Here is a 19,803-nt window from a genome sequence, read left to right as displayed (position 1 = left end):
AAACTTAAAACGATTAGCGTCAAATTTCGGACGATTCTAGCCCATACGCCTTCCTTAAACCACTATCGTATTACCAAAGCCAGTTTGTATTGAGTAAGGCAAGAACGCTACTGGCAAACCAACACGATAAACCATATTTATCATGTTGATCATTAATGAATATTATTATTTATTCATTGAAGTCATTAATCTTTCTTACCGTTGGCAGGACATGAGCCATAACACGTTCAGCGGGCCTGCAATAACTTAGAAAAAAATCATGGAGGTTACAGATATGTTACAACAACAAAAAACCGTTCTTATCACAGGGGCTTACGGTGGAATGGGCATTGATATGGCAAAAGCGTTCATCGCACGAGGCGATAACGTCGTGATCAATGGCCGTGATGACATCAAATTACAACATGCCAAAGAATCTTTGAACGGTGGTGAAAACGTCATTGCAGTAGCGGGAGATATTTCGGACTCCAGCACTGGTGAGAAAATGGTAGAGATGGCACTTGAACACTTTGGCCGAGTTGACGTGTTAGTGAACAATGCAGGTCAATTTTACCCAAAACCCTTTATTGAAAGTACCGTCGATGACTTGGAACATTTCTTTAACGTCAACCTGAAAGGAACATACTTGACCACCCAAGCGGCGGTACGCCAAATGATCAAACAAAATGAAGGTTCCATCATCAATGTCGGTACGGTGCTAGTGGAGTCAAGCTTCACGCCCTTCCGAGCCTCTGCCGCATTGGCGAGCAAAGGGGGCGTGCACGCGTTAACTACTGCGTTGGCCTCGGAATTGGCACCCTATCAGATTCGCGTCAATACTCTTGCTCCGGGAATTATCCGAACGCCCCTGCAAGGCGACAACGTGGATAGTCACGCGGGAATGAGCCTACTTAATCGTGTCGGGGAAGTTGCTGACACGACACGCGCCACCCTTTATTTAGCAGACGCCAGCTTCCAAACAGGAACGGTCGTCAATGTTGACGGTGGTTATGTTGCTGGCCGCAGTAATTAGCACGTATTCATCGCTGCCATCGAACAAAGTCGTCACGATTAACGGACGACTTTGAAAATAACGGTTCATAACAAATCAAGTCATAAATGAGACGATACAGACAAGCCACGTGAAAACGTCAAAAACCTAGCGGTATTCGTACAGTCTGGAGAGTCAAATGGCCAAACAGGAGACCATCTAAATGCCCGTTGTCACCATTAAATTGACCGGTAAGCCGGTTACGCAAGTGCAGAAAAACGCGCTAATGCAACGAACCAACGAGATGTTGCAAGAAGTCCTTAATAAAGATCCTGAATCAAACTGGGTCATTATCGAGGAAGTGGCGACACAAAACTGGGGGATCGCAGGTCGCCCCGTTACCGAACGGTTTGCTCAAGCGAATGAAATCGAAAAAGAAAATTAAGCAACACTCCATTAACTGAATTAAGTACACAAGATTAAATAAAGGATGATAGACATGAACAGCCATACACTGAAACTTTACAGCTTCCCATTATCAGGTCATAGCCATCGAGCGCAGTTATTTCTTTCGTTCCTGAATATTGACGCTGAGATTATCAATGTCGATTTGCTTAATGGCGAACAAAAAAATGAAGACTTCTTAAAACTCAACTTATTAGGACAGGTTCCAGTACTTCAAAACGGTGACACAGTCATTTCAGACTCGAATGCCATCTTGATTTATTTAGCCGAGAAGTTTGACACAAAGGAAGAATGGTATCCGAAGGAACCTGCGACCAGAGCGGAGATACAACGATTTCTTTCCATCGCCCAAAATGAAGTGGCGCATGGTCCGGCAGCCGCACGTCTGGTCACTGTGTTTGGTCGCAATATTGACCATGAACAAGCGATCTCCAAGGCTCAGGCCTTACTAGAAAAGCTAAATAAGCACTTCGCCAATTCGGCCTATGCAGTGGGTAACAATGCCACTATTGCCGATATTTCCCTCTATACCTATATTGCTCACGCACCGGAAGGCAGTGTTTCTCTTGAACCCTACCCACATGTCGTGGAATGGTTAAATCGAATCGAGTCCTTACCAAACTTCATCCCCATGAAGTCAAGCAAGGCAGGACTGGTTGCATAGATACACTTGTTCTTGACGTCAGTCCCCAAATTCAAAGTTGTGATGAAATCAGTCCCACAAAAGCGGGGTCGACGTCTTTTTTACATTATTTTCAAAAGAGATCTCTGATGCTGCCCGAAGATGACAAACGCCCTTCAAACACCGTTCATCTAGCAGGCTGTTGATTTTTCTGAGTTATGAATTCAATGATCATTTGAAATTGGAGTTTTCGGCCTAAATCGACGATTAAAGAGCATTTTTCTCTCCGATGGCGCCTGGAGACAAAACTTCCTCGCCATCGCCATCAAGGCGGATTACCCCTGCAGCGCCCTCATTCGTGTCAGGTTCCAGCCAATCATCGTCAGCATAACTATGCTGTTTACTTTCAATATACCGATGCCGAAGAAGGACAACCAAAAGGTTACTTCGCAAGACTGTGGCCAACAGAGACCATGGTGGTTTGGGTTGCAGTGTTACTGGCTGTTTACTTGGTGCTTTATTACATCTAAAACTGAAAAGAATTACTGTGAGTTGACCAGCCAGGGATTGGCTGGCGACTCACTGTAATTGATAATAGAAAAAAGATTGGCTTCAGTCCCCTTGATACATTTCACATAACTGCGCTGTTAATTCACTTATAATTCCCGAGTATAAATCTACCTAAATATCTATTAACTATGGAATTGCTTCCCCTCACCAATTTCAAAACACAACTTATAATTTAATATCATCTTTTTGTAACCATATTTCTAAGGAAGGAAAAATGAATACATCCGCAAGCATGCCTAGTAATTATGCTATCCACATTGTGGAAAAAGTAATGCCAGTAGATCAATTGATTATGATCTTATACAACAACCCAAGCCCCATCGTTTACTCTCACTTTAAACAAGTCAACCAACACATTAAAAACGGGCTAGTCCAGCCAGGACAAATAGTATTGATTTCACCTGCTAATACAGGGGAGTGTTCTATTGAAGAACAAAAGTTCTTACAGGTCGCAGAGAAAGTTGATCGAACGTTAATGCAACTAGCCGCATCAGAAAGAGAAATCTTAGCTAAACGATATGATTTCCTTAACAACGCAGCAAGCTATAGCGGGCTTCTTCTTGGTGTAAGTAACACCTCTTGGCAATCACATGTAAAACAGGTTAAAGCTATTCTCAAGAACATTGAAAGATCTTATGTTACAAGTTATAACACCCACGGAAACTTAAACAACCAAGCTTTTTTTCAAGCTAGAAAAATGCACTTTATCAGTTTAAATAATGCACTATTACGCTTTGCTCAACCCAAACTCGGTGGAAACCTATTACCGGGTGATATTCGAAATAATTTAGGATTAAGCACCAAAAGCATAGTGCATCAATGGAATAAACAAGGCGGCCCAGCTCAATCCATTCCAAACTTCACAGCCAACTATGAGACCGTCGCCAAAATGGCTCGTAATTTAAAACGAGTCGGACACTTAGGTATAGCACTCACTTTTACAAGTGGATTAGCTAATATACAAAAGGCCTGTACAGTAGGAAATGACTCAACTTGTTCAAAGTCAAAATACACAGAAACAGGCAAGGCATTTGGTAGCATCGGAGGAGGTATCGGCGGCGGTGCAGTTACCTCATGGGCTGTCTGTTCTTTAGCATTTGGTGTACCTTCTGCTGGAACTAGCGCATTTTGGTGTGCTTTAGTTGCTGGAGCTGCAGGTGGCTACGCAGGAGGAACCCTTGGCGGAATGGCCGGAAATGAAGTAGGTGAAGTGCTTTATGAAGTTAAGTCGACATTTTAACAAGAGTAATACAGTTAAATGAATAATGAAATCGTCGTTTATATCACTACCTTTACCTGGATATTAGCGTGTTTGGGAATATTCTCCTGGGTAGGAATTGTTTTTTATCTAAAATCAAAATGGTTACCATTGATTGAAGACATACTTGAAGGTGGACGTCGGCTTTATTCACTGAATATTTATCTTGCGGGGCAAGGAAGCCTTCATTATGCGACGGTATTTCTTAGTAAATGGCATGCAGGCCGAATGAATATGCAGGAAAAGAGAGAGAATGTTCCCAAAAATGCTCAACGAATATTTATTCTCTCGTTCTTTTTTTTCATGGCCAATTTTGTACTCTTTTTTAGCACTTCTGTTCTCATTGTTTTAATACGAAAGTATTCATAAATATTACATAGCGTGTTCAAACGGACAGTTATTTCTATCGAAATAATTGTCCGTTTGAAAAACCTATTTTCACCAAGAATTTAGCTTCAATAAAGCAAGGTTCTAACCATTCTGAAGGCCATAAATAAAAAAACTGATATGACCTCCCTATTTTTTCGATCACATCGATGAAAAGATAGAAATCACTTTGATCAACTTATCGCAAGAGATGATTAAAAAATCCTACGATCTAAAGCCGAATGGAGATTGTTCTAAGTTGGCTGGCCAGGGATTGGCTGGCGGCTCACAGATATTCACTCGCAAATAACAACTATTAAGCAGCACACCACTGATACCAAGGCACATGCCCCCCGTGTACTTCTGTTACACCAAATCTTTTATTGCAATATGAACATTCAACTTCAAAATTCACCTGATACAATTCAATATTATCTGAAGTACTCAGTATCGTTAAATGCCCTTTCTTCTCTTGGGGGATAGGGTTAAATAATGAAGTACTTTTATAGATGAAGCAATGACACCCCCCATCACAAACATGTTTAACATACGCCATCGCCAAATCGAAATGTTTTGAGTTTTGGTAAAACACACCGCCTAAGTCAACTGCCTTTACTTTTTTATGAAATTGCGGAAGATGAGGAAGTAATTCAAACATAAAGTCTCGATCAGTACAGTCCAGTAGCAACCAAACCGCATCAAGAATTTGATGTTTATCTCGGCTTTCAAATTTTTGTATTATTTGATCAATTTCCATATTAAAGCCTGAGTTCAGGATTTACCTGGCGAAAAATGCCATTTAAAATCTTCCCAGTACATATAATGATTAGCAGTCCCATCAGCGACCTTTTATAAGCCTAGGCTATAGTAGTAAATCTACTTCTAATATAACTTTTTCAGGAGAATAAGAACCTTTTATAATTTCAATATACTTGATTCTAATCGAATCCCCTTTTCTTAAAGTATCGATCTTTTCTTCTGGCACAGAGTATTCATCATGCTTCGAAACTTTATAATATGCATCATTAAGTATAAAAGAATACCCAGTATTGTATTCCGAAAAAGATTGAAGTACCCCTGAATCTAGCTTTATCGAGTTCTGTACCAAACTGCTTATTCTTTTGTACCGATCAAAGCTCTCCCACATCACATACGAAAAAACGATCAAAAATAAAGCAGTAAAATAAACCAAACTAAATCTTTTATGTTCTTTGAGTTTTTTATTGAAAGGTAAAAACAAAAAACCAATAGCAAAGATCAATAAGCATAGAAAGCTATACCACTGAAACTTAAATTCAACCATCTAAAAATTTCCAACACTTAGAACTCTATTTTCTGGCATAAAATAGTTAATCATTTACAGTTTTACGCAGCCTATTGGCGATGATGTCCATTACACTCAAGAGAGACCATAAACCATCATAACAACACTAGCGAGAGCCTGAGTAACAAGGATTGTCCAGTAAAGTAATGGAAATGAAGCTCGACTCACATCAAACCATGCCCACCATTCTAATATAAGTATCGTATCTGTCTCCTCTCTTGTATATTCCCAGAAGGTCAATAAGAGCAAGCCGATCCCAAGTAATAAAAGAATATTCAAACCATATTAACCTTTTTGTTTTAAGCTCTCAGATCCAACACCGTTGAAATTACCTATACACAACAGCTTAATCTATGAACTTCTGCGTGTATAAGAGTTTACTTACCAGTAAATTTGAATTTCAGTACCAACATTTACCAATTTCATGAACTCATCCATTTCACGATTAGTTAACGCTATACATCCATTCGTCCAATTGAATCTTTGCGTAATTACAGAAAGCCACCCTAAGTTATTACGTTGGCCATGAATCATTATAAAACCACCAGGCGATACACCTAGCTTTTTCGCATTAGCTTTATCAATTTCATTTGGGTAATTAATATGCATTGCTCGATAAAAAGATGAATCTTCTTTTTTGTAATCGAGAGTATAAGTACCTTCCGGCGTTTTCTCGTCACCTTCTTGCTTCTTATGACCTTTAGGGTTTGCCCCAAAGGCGACATGGTACTCCTTAACGACAAACTCCCCATCAAGCAAAAACATCTTACTTTCGGATTTATCGACTTTCACCAGATCGACTCCCGCATGAGCAAGATTTGATATAAGGATGAATAGTAAAATGGAATATCTCATGATTTGTAGCGCCTTAAGGTCTTTCTCACTCTTCAGTGCTATGTAAAAAGCTCTTCATATCAAAATATTAACTTCAATAAAAAAGAAACTTCACCATTTAGGAGAACATAAATAACGAAGCCGATGCACCCCTATTTTGGAGCAAGTACTTACCATCTCTTTTAGGGTCTATCCTGATCGATCTCTTCGATATTGTCTTTCAACTTAATCAAACCTTGTTTAATCAATTCTTGATCAAGCTCCTCATTGGTTAACAATTTTAGATCTGAACTCTTTATTTTTGATGTTTTTAAGTGAGTCAGAATACCATCGACTTTTTCAGCCCACTTAGATGCATCTCGTTTGATGTCTTTTTGAATTCTATCTACCGCATCAGCAGCCTTTGGGTATAAAGCAAAACCACCTAAAGTAATCGCACTGAACTGAGCAACATTCAATACAATTTCATAGTCAATAATGACTGAACCACGTCGAATGCTTTTAGCTTCAAAACTTAAACCAAAACTGGGTTCACCTTTTAGTGCTGTTGACGTTATTAACCTTAAGTAGTCTGATACATGACGGCTGATATTAGGGAAATATTCGTCAGTATCAACCAACTCGTCAAGTTCTGAAATGGTAAGAGTCATAGAACCGAAAGAAATAACCTTACTTTCATCATTGATTTTATACCCATTAGCCAAATTATCCATTACTCCGTAACTTGCGCTCTCATGAGCATTACCGGAGTAATAAGCAAGTGATCTACCGGGCAAGTCATAAGAAAAGTCAGGCTCTGTTAAAGCAGCAGCACGCTCATCAACTAACAATTCAAACATTAATTTTTCAAACTTAGCTGCTCTACCTGAATCAGTCAGCAACTGCATCATCTGATTTTGATGCGCGTCACCACTGGCCATAATCGCATCATTCAATGCTCTGGGGAAATCCCCTAGTTTAGCCTGCTCGGCACTATTATTGGCCAGCTGCTCCATAACTACGGAGTTCTCTCTTACCTTATCTCTGACTGTATATGCGTAATTCACCATATCATCATCAGTCAGTTCATCTGTGATGAACAACTCATTCAAACGAGCAATGATTTGAGACAAAAACTCTTCTTTAGGATTTTGTGGCTTGGCCGTACCCAATGAATCCCCTGGCTCTAGTGCAACATTTTCAGCTTCGACTTGTAATTTAATGTCTTGTTGTCGAATCTTTGACAAACGATAATGGCTAAGTACAACATTATTGAGATCAATTTCATCGTCTTCTGTGATTACTTCCCGCAGCATGGGCCGTAAGCAACGAGCATAAAGACTCAGTTTCTCTAATTCTTTATCATTGTAATCCACGATTTGAGACATAAATTCGTAAAAACGAACAAAAGTACCCAAATCCTTTCTAAAAATCTCAAGCGCATCTTTTTCTTGTTTGCATTCTTTAAAGCTGTTTTCAGCATTTGCAATCAATACCGGATCATCCGTGCGCTTAGTGCGTTCAAACATGTCTTTGGCTTGAACGTAAGCCTCTGCGGCGGATTTATAACGAACATTCCAACGCTCTACTGCCGGCTTGCAAATATTGGCAATAGCAGCGTTACTTTTACTCTTTAGCAAAAAAGCTTCGCAGAACTGATCAACTTCATGATCATAAAAAATACCGGAGGCGCGCAATTTATCAGACAGGTCAAAAATCAAATTGGGGTCTGAAACATCAGCAAGCTCCGTTGTCTGATAATAAGGTTCAAACGCTTTTAAAATTTCTTCCGGTTCATTGAAAAAATCCAGAACAAAAGTGCCACTCTCTTTTTTACTTGGGAAAGTTCTGTTCAAACGGGAAAGCGTTTGCACACATTCCACACCACCCAGTTTTTTATCTACGTACATGGCACAAAGTTTGGGCTGATCAAAGCCCGTTTGAAACTTATTGGCAACGATCATTACCTGATAGTCATCGCTGTCAAACGCTTCACGCATATCGCGGCCTTTCAGGCCGGGATTCATATTCGTTTCAGTAAACTTTTTATCAAGTAACGAGGATTTATCTTCGTCAGCAATCGGGTCTTTTTCTGTAAATTCCAATTCACCAGAAAACGCCACCATAGCTTGAATTTTTTGATAACCCTTTTCAGCAATGTACTTATCAAAACCTAATTTATAGCGCACCGCCTCTTTACGAGAGCTGGTAACAACCATTGCTTTCGCCTGTCCACCAAGCAAGCCCATTACATTATGTTTGAAGTGCTCTACGATGACTTTTACTTTCTGGCTGATGTTGTAATCGTGCAATCGCACCCATTCATTCAGCTTGACCTTAGTCCTTTTACTTTCTACCTCTTCATCACCGCCAGCGAACTTCATCGCAAGATTGTAAGCCACTTTATAATTGGTGTAGTTCTTCAATACATCCAGAATAAAGCCTTCTTCAATGGCCTGGCGCATACTGTACACATGCCACGCATACGGTTTGTTATCTGTTTTATTCGGTTGTTCCAGAGGTTTTGGCAATCGCCCGAACAATTGCAACGTTTTGTCTTTTGGGGTGGCGGTAAACGCCAGATAGCTTACATTTTTTGCTTTACGTCGTGATGCTACCGCAGCATCCAAGATATCGTCCGAAGAAAGCGCGTCATCGTCATCTTTCCCTTCTACCATTAAGACTTCTTTTAGCTGTCGAGCCGTACTGCCTGTTTGGGAACTGTGGGCTTCATCCGCAATGACAACGTAATTGCGTTCTTTTAAAACAACACTGTTTTCAATGGCTTTTAAGACGTGAGGGAAGGTCTGAATCGTTACAATTATTATCGGCTGTGAGCCTTCCAAAGCACTGGCCAGCTTTTCAGATTTAGAACCTGTACCCTCATTACGATTGATGCGACCAACCACACCGTCTACAGAGGTAAATTGAGAAATGGTTTCCTGCAACTGATCGTCCAATACCGTTCGATCGGTTACCACAATCACCGAATCAAACAGCTTATTGCCCGCCGCAGTATAAACCGCCGACAGTTGATGAGCTGACCAGGCAATGGAATTGGATTTACCCGAACCAGCACTGTGCTGAATTAAATACTTCTGGCCTGGGCCTTCACTACGAACCGTATCAACCAGTTTACTGACCACATCCCACTGATGATACCGTGGGAAAATCAACGTCTCTTTCTTGGATTTGCGCCCTTCCCAGTCTTCTTTTTCTTCAATTTGCAGATGAACAAACCGGGCAAGAATATTCAACAGGTTGTCTGGCAGTAAAACCTCATTCCATAAATAATCGGTGGCGTACTTGTTTATGTCTTCTGGTACATCATTACCTGCTCCACCCTCTTTCGTACCTTTGTTAAACGGCAAAAAGAAGGTTTTATCCCCTTCTAAACGGGTGGTCATATACACTTCGTACTGACTGACCGCAAAGTGCACCAACGCACCTCGTTTAAAGGTTAACAACGGCTCCGGCTTTTTGGTCTCAGGGTCAATGGCAAAACGGGTTGTTTTATACTGTTTTATTGCATTGTGTACGGCCTGTTTAAACTCAGACTTTAATTCCAAAGTTGCAATGGGTAAGCCATTCACAAACAAAACTAAATCAATGCGCCACTTTTTACTTTTAACCGCAGCCGTCTTACTTGTCGCAGAGATTTCTTCTGAGGCCTCGCTATCACTGCACCAAGGGCTGTACACCAACTCGGGGACCACTCTTAAACGATTTGCTTTATAACGTTTCAAAGTGTCTGGATTTAAATCGTGTTCGGGTTTAAATTGGCATAAGCTAAAACGCGTGCCACGGTCACGTAATTCATTACGCAGAACGCCCAATGTACCGAAGGTTCGCATTTCCCTATTTACGGCATCAGGTTTAACTTTATTGAGCTGCGATACCACGCGAGCTAGAAACTTATCTTCGGGGTCACTAGGGTAAAGTTTGCAGTACTTCTGCCACTCTTCTTCTTGCGTCTCTTTTATAAAACCTAAAAGATCTTCTGAATACAAGGCCAGTTCACGGTTATAGCCTTTGGGGTCGCCCAGCAACCAACCGTTTGCAACCAATTGTTTAATGATGTCGTTTTGAAACGCTGCTTCGTTTGCCTTACTGCTCATGATCAGGCACGTCCTTGTTCTGAGTTGAGGTATGTTCTAATCGTTGCTTTGCATTATTAATTGCTTGGTGCAGCCGTTGTTCAAAAACATCCATGGGCGGCAACGCTGTTATATACTCCGCCACATGAATGCCTGATTGGTCCAATTCAAGCAATTCAATTTGTTCTTGTTTTTTACCCGCGCAAAGAATGATTCCCAGCGGAGGTTGTTCACCTTCTTCTTGCTCATGTTTTGCAAGCCAGCGAAGGTATAATTCCATTTGCCCTTTATATTCCGCTTTAAAGCGGCCCACTTTTAAATCGATGGCCACCAGACGCTTTAATTTTCGATTGTAAAACAGCAGGTCAATGTAAAAGTCGTCATCGTCGATTTGTATTCGCTTTTGCCGAGCAACAAAGGTAAAGCCGGTACCCAGTTCCAATAAAAATTGCTCAAGCTCACGTAAGATGGCATCTTCTAATCCCTTTTCTAAATAACGGTCATTGAGATCCAGAAAATCGAGTACGTAAGGGTCTTTCAAAACCAAATCTTGATTGACTTCGCCTTTTTCTCTCAGCATTTCCAGCTCGGTCACCAGCGTTTCTTCCGGTTTTTTAGATATGGCAGTACGTTCAAATAACAGGGAGCCAATACGCTCTGACAAAGTACGCGTAGACCAACGTTCCTCAATGGCCATGCGAATATAAAACTCGCGTTTTAGCGCTTCATCAATGTAAATCAGGCTCTTTAGGTGCGTCCAACTTAATTGTCTCCGCACTGCAGAGACAATTTGTTCATCAGGAAATGTCTCTGCAAAACGCAGGCAGTGATGTAATTGTTTTTGACTCCAGCCTCGGCCAAAGGCCTCTGTCAGCTGCTTTGAAAGTTCAGTAATGACTTGCCTGCCATACTCAGCGCGTTCGCCTTGCAACAGGTACTTAGAAATTCGGCTGCCCACCAGCCAATACAGCATGGTAATTTCAGCGTTCACCGCCGATGCAGCCCGCTGCTTAGCACTTTGAATGAGCTGTTTGATGTCTGTAACTAATGCCGCATCCATGGCCTGATTGTTCATGCTACGTCCTTGTTATTTACCCTATCAATAGATTCAGGAGCAACCCAATTTCGAACGTCTATTTTACCGGTGACGGCTGCGGAGATTAAGGCTGTGCGTCGTTCTTGTAATAACTCAATGCCAGCAACAGCTTTGTCTTCCAGTTTTTTATAATGTTCACGAGTTTTTCTTATGGAACCAACAATTGCTTCAACTTCATCTTCCGAAGGAACTGGAACTGCTAAAGCTTTAACAATATCTGTATTTAAATTTGGCTGGCCTGAGCCTTGCTTAATTCTCTCTCTCAAGTCATCTGTAAGACTTGAAAGATAATAATAAGCAAACTCATGATTGAGCTCTAAATTTTCGAATCCAACCACTCCATCATTTGCGTTAGCGTCAATCTTTAAGATCGAAGGCACACCTAATGTTGCACCACTGTTTGATAGTAATAATGTCCCAGACTTAAACACTCGACATTGATCACTACCTTTTTCCGTTAAAAAGGTTTCAGTCTCTGTTAAATAAATCTCATCATCTTTTGTGATTTCAGCAACGGTAACCCAAGGCGAGTAATCACCATTAAAAAGCGTCGGATCGCCTGCGGGCCTTGGCGAGCCACCACGAACAACTTGAGATATATAGCCAAACTTACTCACCACCCAATGCTCCGGCACTTCACCTAACCACTCAACACCGGAGTCGCGCATGGGGGCGTTGGGATTAAGGCCTTTGGTGACGGCATGACTGATCACGGCCTGGCGTTTTTCTTTTAGCAGTTTGATTAGCTGTTGTTGTTTTTCGATTAGGGTGTCGATTTTGGCGGTTTCGTGGTCAAGGAAGTTGGCGATTTTTTCTTGTTCACTATATGGAGGAAACGGTACTTTAAGTTTTTTTAGTTCACCTAGATTTATTCTTATTCTTGTCGTTCCTGTCGAAACTAACTCAGCATTAACCTTCACATAATCACAGTTAATTGCCCAAACAAGGTAATTCAAATCAACTAAATTGAGATTGGGTGTTAACTTGACACAATCTGCGACGATTACATATTCTGGATATTGGTCGCTAACAACTGCACATCTAGCAACAGGCTCGGCCATTTTAGCTATTACTAGATCACAGGGAAGTGCCAAATGCCTATTCAGCTGTTCCTTCTTTTTCTGAGTAATAAATTTTATGTTTTGCAAGAGGTGTTTGCTGTCACGGATATTATTCAGTTGAATTAACGGTACACCACTATCTTTATAATCGTCAGTTTTTAAATCAGATCCAAATGGCCCATCAACGAATGCCATTCTCCTTTGGTCAGCCAAATATGCTAAACGCTTCTCTGCCCAATGCCCAGGCAAATCAGTTTTAAAGTAGTCACTGTATTGATAAGTGTCATACCTGCTTTCAAGCACCTTCACAAATGCACCTCTTGCAACAGCTTCATAATCTCAGCACTCACCGCATCCAAATCCGCGTCAATATCTACCAAATCCCTGGGCGGCTGGTATTCATAAAAATGACGATTAAAGGGAATTTCATAGCCAACAATGCCGATTTCACCATCTTGAACGTCGCATTTGTTGGCATCAATCCAGGCATCGGGCACATGGGGCTGCACTTCTTTTTTGAAATAAGCTTCGTTCAGGTCATTCACGGTTTGGCTTGGGTCTAAATCGACATTTTCGTTATCACGTAGATCGCCATCAGGTTTGTATTCTATTACTTGTTGTTTGCCGTTCACCTCGACTTCAAACAAACCATAGAGCGGGTTTGGTTGCGTGTTTTTGTGAACTTTCTTAATGACTTTTTTCGCTTCGGGGTTTTTCCAGCTGACAGCAGCTGTGATTTGTTTTTTCTCTTTGGCTTCTAAACTGATGCCTTCGGCTTTGCAAGCTCGTTTAATGGTTAACTCATAGCCATTCATATCGTCGCACTGTTCAGTGCCTATATCAGCCTGCAGCTGCTTAGCTTTTAAAAAGCATATCTTTTGTGCTTCCCAGGTTTTTCGGTCTAACAGCTCTTTGATTTTGGCTTCTTTTAAATCGCTGAAATGTTTTTTCACATGTTTACGGATGTCGTCTTCATAGTCATCCAAAACACCGTATTCTTTACCTTGTTGGGCCGCAGGCGCGTCACAATGCTCTTTATACGCCGCAGGCGTTTCATCAGTCCACTCTTGCCCATAGGTTTCATACACCCACTTCATGGGTGCATTTAAAGGTTTTGGCGCAAAACGCAGTTCAGAGATACGTTCATCACTGAATTGATAACTTTCTCGTAAAGGGCGCTCGATGGTGATGCGGCGGTAGCCAAATTCATGGGTATCGAATATTTTACTGGCGAAGGTTTTAGGCGCTTCAGTTTTAGCCATCGCAGATTGTCGACCTCGATTGGATTTCTGCTCAGCGGGTTTATCTAAATCTAATTTATCAAGCGTTGTAGGTTCCATCGTTTCAAACGCACCAAAGGTCTTAGTAATGATCGCTATGTCTTTATTGCTCAGTTCATTACGTTTACTGCCGAGGGACTTACGCATTTTCCCGCTTAAATTTACGGCATTAATCAGCTGGACTTTGCCTTTGCGTTCTTCAGTTTTTTTGTTCGACAAAATCCAAACGTAGGTGGCGATTCCTGTGTTGTAGAACATATCCGTAGGCAAGGCGACGATGCTTTCTAGCAAGTCGGCCTCTAATATATAGCGACGAATTTCGGATTCCCCCGAACCCGCGCCCCCCGTAAACAGAGGCGAACCATTAAGAATAATACCTATGCGCCCACCGCCATCACTAGGGTCTCGCAATTTTTTCAGCAAGTGCATTAAAAATAATAGCGAGCCATCACTGACACGAGGTAAACCTGGGCCAAAGCGCCCCGCAAAACCTTTCAGGATATGCTCATCTTTGATGTCACCTTCTATCTTTTTCCAATCCACACCAAACGGTGGATTGGATAACATGTAATCGAATTTAACGGTATTAAGTTGGTCATTACTGAGAGTATTGCCCAACTTAATGTTATCTACTTCCTGGCCTTTAATGAGCATGTCCGCTTTACAGATGGCATAACTCTCGGGATTGAGCTCTTGCCCATAAGCACGCATCACGGCCTTACGATTATGCTCGTAGACATATTCCATACCAGAGGAAAGAAAGCCGCCTGTGCCAGCCGTAGGATCATATATCGTTCGAATGACGCCGGATTTAGTGAGAACGTCGTCATCTTCCATAAACACTAATGAGGTGGTAAGGCGTACTATATCGCGCGGGGTAAAATGCTCTCCGGCGGTTTCATTAGAGCTTTCAGCAAAACGGCGGATCAACTCTTCAAAAGCCAAGCCCATATCATGATTACTGATACCGTTTGGATGAGACGGTGATTTAGGCCTCAAATCGGTGGTTCTTACTTTTTTTACTACTTTAAACAGCAAACCCGCATCGTTTAACTGACCCACAAATTCGGAGAAATTAAAGTATTCGAATATTTCGCGTGCGTCTTTAGAAAAAGCTTTGATATAGCTATCGAGATTGGCCTTAATATCGGCGGCCCCTAATGTCGAAAGATCCATCTTCGATGTGTTATAAAAGCTTAAGCCATCAGGGTTATTTTTGGTTTTAGTGGCTCGTAAAAGAAACATATCATGGGCATTTTCTTGCACCCCCATTTCCTGTATTCGGTCGTATTCAGCAAGCACTTGTTCTTTACTTTCTTCCAGTACGCCTTCCAGTCTACGTAACAAGGTAAACGGCAGGATAATTCGACCATATTGACTTTGCTTAAAATCACCTCGTAGTAAATCGGCGATAGACCAGCAGTAGGATGCAAGATTATTCGGTGTTTGTGGTTGGTCGACACTCATTTTGATAGCTCACAGATAACAATATAAAAGGCGAAGTGTAACAGAGACTTATAGGCAGGTTGAACGAGTAACGACCTCTTTTAGAAATTATTTACAAGTAACCAATCAAGATGAACCTCGCCTAACTGCTTTTCATTACATCGCATTTTAATTGTGGACTGTTTGTATCTCTCTACTCCACAGTCACTGACCCCGTCATCTCAGGATGCGGACCACATTCATAATCAAACGACCCCACGTCATTAAACGTCTTTTGATAGGTCTCATCCGGGAAGAAGTAATCCGGTTCTTCTGTGTCTATGCTCTTAAACCACACGCTGTGATATTGGCGTTTTTCTTTGTTAATCCACACTACCGTATCGCCTTGGTTGATGGTGATGTGTTGCGGAGTAAACTTAAACTTCTTAATCTCCACTTCAACGGTTTTGGCTTCTGCCATTGCCGAGCTAAGCAAAATGACGACGCTAAGTAGGCTGGTGCTGAGAGCTTTCATACATACGTCCTTTATTTTAAAAGTTAGATTGTAGCTAAGACACTGATATTTAAAATGAAAAAAGGCATTCTTTGCAGAATGCCTGAGGTTTTAACGTAAATTTTAGTTTTTTGCTTCCTAGTTATCGTGCTTTATTCATTGCTTAGCGGCATTGATGTCTCCGTCTCCGTTATCGATGCCCAACTTGTAGCCTAGAGATACATGGTGGAATCGAGAGTTGGAGTAATCATCATGGATAGCGAAACCAAAGTTATAAGTCTTGCCTTTCTCCAAGGTAATATCACCCGCTTTGTCAGACTTTAATTTGCGTTTCATAACAACCGTCCAAGTGCCATTCTTAAGTTTTGCATCAAACTCAGAGATCTGACCGCCATGCATGGTACGTTGCTCCATGATATGGCCGTCTTCCACTTCGCCTTTGCCAGATTTGTAGCGGATCAGATCCATGAACTTACCCGCATTGGTGTCAGCTGCGATTTCATCAGCAGATTTCAACTTGTCCCAACCGCCACGCTTCTTACCACGACGGCCTTTTACTTCAAGCTTGGTACGGCTTTCTTTTAGGTACTTAGTCACGCCATCACCAATGTTGATTTGCTTAGCGAACTCGCTGGTTGCCAATGTGTCGGCATCCGGTGCGTCAGGCATATTTTTCGCGTCGTGGTGGCATGTGCCCCAACAACCCGCACGATCTGCAAACTCAACTTCGTCTGTAGCAAACATAATGGCCAGTTTCATTGGGTTTTCAGGATCAAGCTTGCCTCCGTCTGCGAACGGTACAGGAGCATGCTCTCCTTCTGCCCAGCTAAAGCGCATATAGAGGTTTTCATTATCATACGTTGCGTCAACTGTGACAGGGATACTGCCACGCTTACCAGGGATTGGCGTTGCTTCCGCTTTTTCACCACTGACAATCTTGGCGCCCATGTCGGCTGTTTCTTTGTCATGACAAGTTACACAACGATCACCGCCTTTCGTAAATGGTCTCGCACCACCGTGATCACGGCCATTCAAAATCCACTCGATGGACGCTTGACCAGGATAGAAGATGGTAATATCGCGAGAATCAGCTTTAGACCAGTTCACCTTAATACCGCTGGCTTTTGCTGCTTTCTTAACCACTGGTTTAGCGGCTTTCTCACCTTTAGCACCCGCAGTAGCAGCGGCTTTGGTTTCAGCTAAGAGTGCCTGCTCTGCTTTATAAGCTTCCAAGGCTTCAGCAACGGCACCTTCCACTTGTTTCTGCTGCTTGGCTTTCAGCTCAGCCTTAGCAATGCGCTCTTGCTCCGCTTCTTCCGCTTCTTTCGCTTCCACACGGGCCAGACCGTCTTTGTACATTTGTGGAATCTCACGTATGTAATCGGGATTTGGCTTTTCAATTTCTTCCAGCTCTTCATCACTCAACATATGACGAACGTCGTTATGAGCAATGCCCTTGTGGCAATCAATGCATGTCTGACCTTCTTTAAAGGCATTTAAGTGCTGTTTACGTGCCCGAGGTTTTTGATGTTCCGGATTCATGGACTCGAAGTTATGACAGTTACGGCATTCACGTGAATCCGTTTCTTTCATGGCTTTCCAAACACTCTTCGCCATTGTAAAGCGATGTTCTTCAAACTCTTCTTTAGTATCGATTTTGCCCGTTAACCAAGAGAAGACTTCTTTCGAGGCCTGTATTTTACGCACCATCTTATGAATCCAGGGCCTTGGTACGTGGCAATCGGGACAACCAGCTCGAACACCTGTACGGTTAGAGTAGTGAATGGTGGGCGTATACTCTTGGTACACATTGGCTTCCATTTCGTGGCAACCAACGCAGAATTCGAGGGTATTAGTGGCTTCCATGGCCGTATTGAAACCGCCCCAGAAGATGATGCCGACAATAAAAAATACAACTGCACCGGCAATTGTAGTACCGAGTATGAGTCGACGATTTAAGAAACCCGGTTTATGTACGATTTTATCAGCCATAGTTTCTTCAGCCTCATGTTGAGCTATCTAACCAGGGTGAATCCAAATTGGGCGTTGTTATGGTTCATTCACAAGACGGCGGGAAAATGTCGTTACTTAAATGAATGAAGGTGCCCTTAAGTGACTAGCAGAGAGCGACCGAAACACACTTCCGGCCGCACTCAGTGAGTGAGGTAAAGGGGTCACCCTCACCTCGCTCTAAGCGAACGTTAAACTTAAATTAAGTTTTGTGGTTCGCACGGTTGAACACGTTGAACTTACCAGTTGGAGTGGTTAAGCCCTTAATGCGTTTCTTCTCTTTTAGAGTCTTCGCATCGTATACAACGATTTCACCCGTTGGGTTCTTCGCGTCTGCACGGTTCCAGACTGATACCCAAACTTCAGTACCATCCTGGTTGAACTCCATGTGAAGTGCAGCCTTACCTTCTTCTTCCGTCACACGAATCGTCTTAACGATTTCACGTGTTTTCTTATCGAAGACTTGAACAGACTGCTGAACTTCAGGCTCAGGATGTTTCAACTGATCCGCCCATACGTAGTCAGACTTCTCATGCGTACGGATGAATACACCGGCACCATCCGTTTCAACTTCGTAACAAAGCTTCCACGCCTGATCAGGGTGATTGATCGGATCGTTACCCCACACAGATACCAGACCTACACCCAAGTGCGTTGTACCACCCACAGGGCCACACTTCTCATCAATCCAGTTTGCACCAGGGCCTGGGTGAGGAAGCTTGTCAACATCAATCATCTTCTCAAGTTTGGCGTCTTTCGTATCAACAACAACCATCTTATTTGAAGCATTAGCAGCGATCTGGAAGTAACGACCGGTTGGGTCGAAGAATCCATCATGCAGGAATTCTGCGGATTCAATTGCAGTGATTGTCAAGTTATCAAGGTCTGTGTAATCAACCTGCAACATCTTTCCTGTCTCTTTAACAGCTACGATGAATGCAGACTCATTTGGCGCAGTATAGATAGCCGCTACACGCGCTTCATTGATGTACTCACCTTTGGTGTTGTAACCACGTGTTGAAACAACTTTTAGCGGTTCAAGCGTTTCTGCATCCATGATCACGAAGTGTGCTGGCCAGTAACCACCGGCAATCACGTATTTACCGTCACCGGAAACCGCGATGTCACGCGCATCGTATGCCATCTGAGTTTCAGCAACCAACATTTTGCCTGGCTTCTGCCATAAGTCGATTTTGTTCACCTTGCCGTCACGACCAATGGTGTACCAGAAACGACCTACATCTTTTGCATGATCTTTTTTATGGTGCTCAGTACCTTTAATTACGTGTACCGCATAACCAGTGTCAATATGGTCAATCACTTCTTTGGTATCGCCATCAATGATGGCTGCTTTACCTGCGTCACGCTCGATCACAACAAAGAAGTTTTCCCAATTACGACCATGCAGAGGTTTGGTTGGATAGTCTTTAAGAGGAACAAACTGCTTAGTTAGCGCTTTCATTTGATCCAAGGACATTTCAGGTGGCACCGGTGGTTCCATCTGAATATAGGTAGCCAACTTGGAGATTTCATCTTTACTAAAGATATCATCAAAGTTGTTCATACCACCTTCAGTCCCGTAAGAGATAATCTTCTCTAAACGCGCCTGACCTTTCTTCAGCATGTTCTTCGGCTCAAGATTCTTACCCGTCGCCCCCTTTCGCAGTACCCCATGACAACCCGCACAACGCTGGAAGTACTTTAGGTTCGTTTCTTCAAAATCCTTCTCGGACATAGTTGGGCCACCTGCGAACGCAGGCAATGATAAACCTGTCGCAGCCATACCAACCGCTAGACCAATTGCAGACAATCCAAACTTGAGTTTTTTCATAGGACATTATCCCCAGTGCTATCAAGGTACACACCACAGACCTTTTCTATACTTCCGGGTTGCGATCGTTTCAGGTTTCGATCAATACCAGTCCATATCAG

16 protein-coding genes are annotated in these 19,803 nt (G+C 42.3%); 5 read left to right on the top strand and 11 right to left on the bottom strand.

Annotation, left to right across the window (positions count from 1 at the left end; translation table 11 throughout):
* The first annotated feature begins 274 nt into the window (after positions 1-274).
* The 3 genes from ABD744_RS04285 (at position 275) to ABD744_RS04275 (ending at position 2,099) form a co-directional block, all read left to right on the top strand.
* Positions 275-1,012 carry an SDR family NAD(P)-dependent oxidoreductase gene (locus tag ABD744_RS04285; RefSeq protein ID WP_344795799.1) on the top strand — a complete coding sequence of 246 codons (738 nt, stop codon included), beginning with the start codon at positions 275-277 and terminating at the stop codon, positions 1,010-1,012.
* Positions 1,013-1,193: 181 nt separating this feature from the next.
* The gene (locus tag ABD744_RS04280) at positions 1,194-1,415 is read left to right on the top strand and encodes a tautomerase family protein (RefSeq protein ID WP_344795797.1); all 222 of its coding nucleotides are present in this window, start codon (positions 1,194-1,196) and stop codon (positions 1,413-1,415) included.
* A gap of 54 nt (positions 1,416-1,469) precedes the next feature.
* Positions 1,470-2,099: a glutathione S-transferase family protein gene (locus ABD744_RS04275; RefSeq protein ID WP_344795795.1), complete on the top strand. Its 630-nt coding sequence runs from the start codon at positions 1,470-1,472 to the stop codon at positions 2,097-2,099.
* Between the two features lie 225 nt (positions 2,100-2,324).
* On the opposite strand, the gene ABD744_RS04270 is transcribed toward ABD744_RS04275, so the two are convergent.
* Positions 2,325-2,510, bottom strand: a complete 186-nt coding sequence (locus ABD744_RS04270) for a hypothetical protein (RefSeq protein WP_344795793.1) — start codon at positions 2,508-2,510, stop codon at positions 2,325-2,327.
* Positions 2,511-2,841: 331 nt separating this feature from the next.
* Between ABD744_RS04270 and ABD744_RS04265 the strand changes: the two genes are divergently transcribed.
* Both ABD744_RS04265 and ABD744_RS04260 read left to right on the top strand, forming a co-directional pair.
* The gene (locus ABD744_RS04265) at positions 2,842-3,867 is read left to right on the top strand and encodes a hypothetical protein (protein ID WP_344795791.1); all 1,026 of its coding nucleotides are present in this window, start codon (positions 2,842-2,844) and stop codon (positions 3,865-3,867) included.
* A gap of 18 nt (positions 3,868-3,885) precedes the next feature.
* Positions 3,886-4,254, top strand: coding sequence for a hypothetical protein (locus tag ABD744_RS04260; RefSeq protein ID WP_344795789.1), 369 nt, complete (start codon positions 3,886-3,888; stop codon positions 4,252-4,254).
* Positions 4,255-4,567: 313 nt separating this feature from the next.
* Here the strand turns inward: ABD744_RS04260 and ABD744_RS04255 are convergent, their stop codons facing one another.
* From ABD744_RS04255 to ABD744_RS04210, 10 genes are all read right to left on the bottom strand, one after another.
* Positions 4,568-5,008, bottom strand: coding sequence for a hypothetical protein (locus ABD744_RS04255; protein WP_344795787.1), 441 nt, complete (start codon positions 5,006-5,008; stop codon positions 4,568-4,570).
* 105 nt (positions 5,009-5,113) lie between these two features.
* Positions 5,114-5,554: a hypothetical protein gene (locus ABD744_RS04250; RefSeq protein WP_344795785.1), complete on the bottom strand. Its 441-nt coding sequence runs from the start codon at positions 5,552-5,554 to the stop codon at positions 5,114-5,116.
* Positions 5,555-5,956: 402 nt separating this feature from the next.
* Positions 5,957-6,367 (bottom strand): L,D-transpeptidase family protein, encoded by a 411-nt coding sequence (locus tag ABD744_RS04245; protein ID WP_344795783.1) that lies wholly within the window; start codon positions 6,365-6,367, stop codon positions 5,957-5,959.
* Between the two features lie 224 nt (positions 6,368-6,591).
* Entirely contained in the window at positions 6,592-10,506 is a 3,915-nt protein-coding gene (locus ABD744_RS04240; protein ID WP_344795781.1) for a type I restriction endonuclease subunit R, read from the bottom strand.
* A complete protein-coding gene (locus ABD744_RS04235; RefSeq protein WP_344795779.1) occupies positions 10,496-11,560 on the bottom strand; it encodes a PDDEXK nuclease domain-containing protein in 1,065 nt (354 codons plus the stop codon). The genes ABD744_RS04240 and ABD744_RS04235 overlap by 11 nt, the downstream gene beginning before the upstream one ends.
* A complete protein-coding gene (locus ABD744_RS04230) occupies positions 11,557-12,951 on the bottom strand; it encodes a restriction endonuclease subunit S (RefSeq protein WP_344795777.1) in 1,395 nt (464 codons plus the stop codon). Before ABD744_RS04230 ends, ABD744_RS04235 begins: the two co-directional genes overlap by 4 nt.
* Complete coding sequence (locus ABD744_RS04225) at positions 12,948-15,389, bottom strand: type I restriction-modification system subunit M (RefSeq protein WP_344795775.1); 2,442 nt, start codon at positions 15,387-15,389, stop codon at positions 12,948-12,950. The genes ABD744_RS04230 and ABD744_RS04225 overlap by 4 nt, the downstream gene beginning before the upstream one ends.
* 172 nt (positions 15,390-15,561) lie before the next feature.
* The gene (locus tag ABD744_RS04220) at positions 15,562-15,882 is read right to left on the bottom strand and encodes a plastocyanin/azurin family copper-binding protein (RefSeq protein WP_344795773.1); all 321 of its coding nucleotides are present in this window, start codon (positions 15,880-15,882) and stop codon (positions 15,562-15,564) included.
* Between the two features lie 135 nt (positions 15,883-16,017).
* Entirely contained in the window at positions 16,018-17,853 is a 1,836-nt protein-coding gene (locus ABD744_RS04215; protein WP_344795771.1) for a NapC/NirT family cytochrome c, read from the bottom strand.
* Between the two features lie 220 nt (positions 17,854-18,073).
* On the bottom strand, positions 18,074-19,702 hold the full coding sequence (locus ABD744_RS04210; protein ID WP_344795768.1) for a cytochrome D1 domain-containing protein: 1,629 nt from the start codon (positions 19,700-19,702) through the stop codon (positions 18,074-18,076).
* Positions 19,703-19,803: the final 101 nt, after the last annotated feature.

The organism is Litoribacillus peritrichatus, assembly GCF_039537985.1.
GTDB lineage: Bacteria > Pseudomonadota > Gammaproteobacteria > Pseudomonadales > Litoribrevibacteraceae > Litoribacillus > Litoribacillus peritrichatus.
The sequence above is the reverse complement of the archived record's forward strand: the minus strand, read 5'-3'. Positions and strand labels throughout refer to the sequence as shown.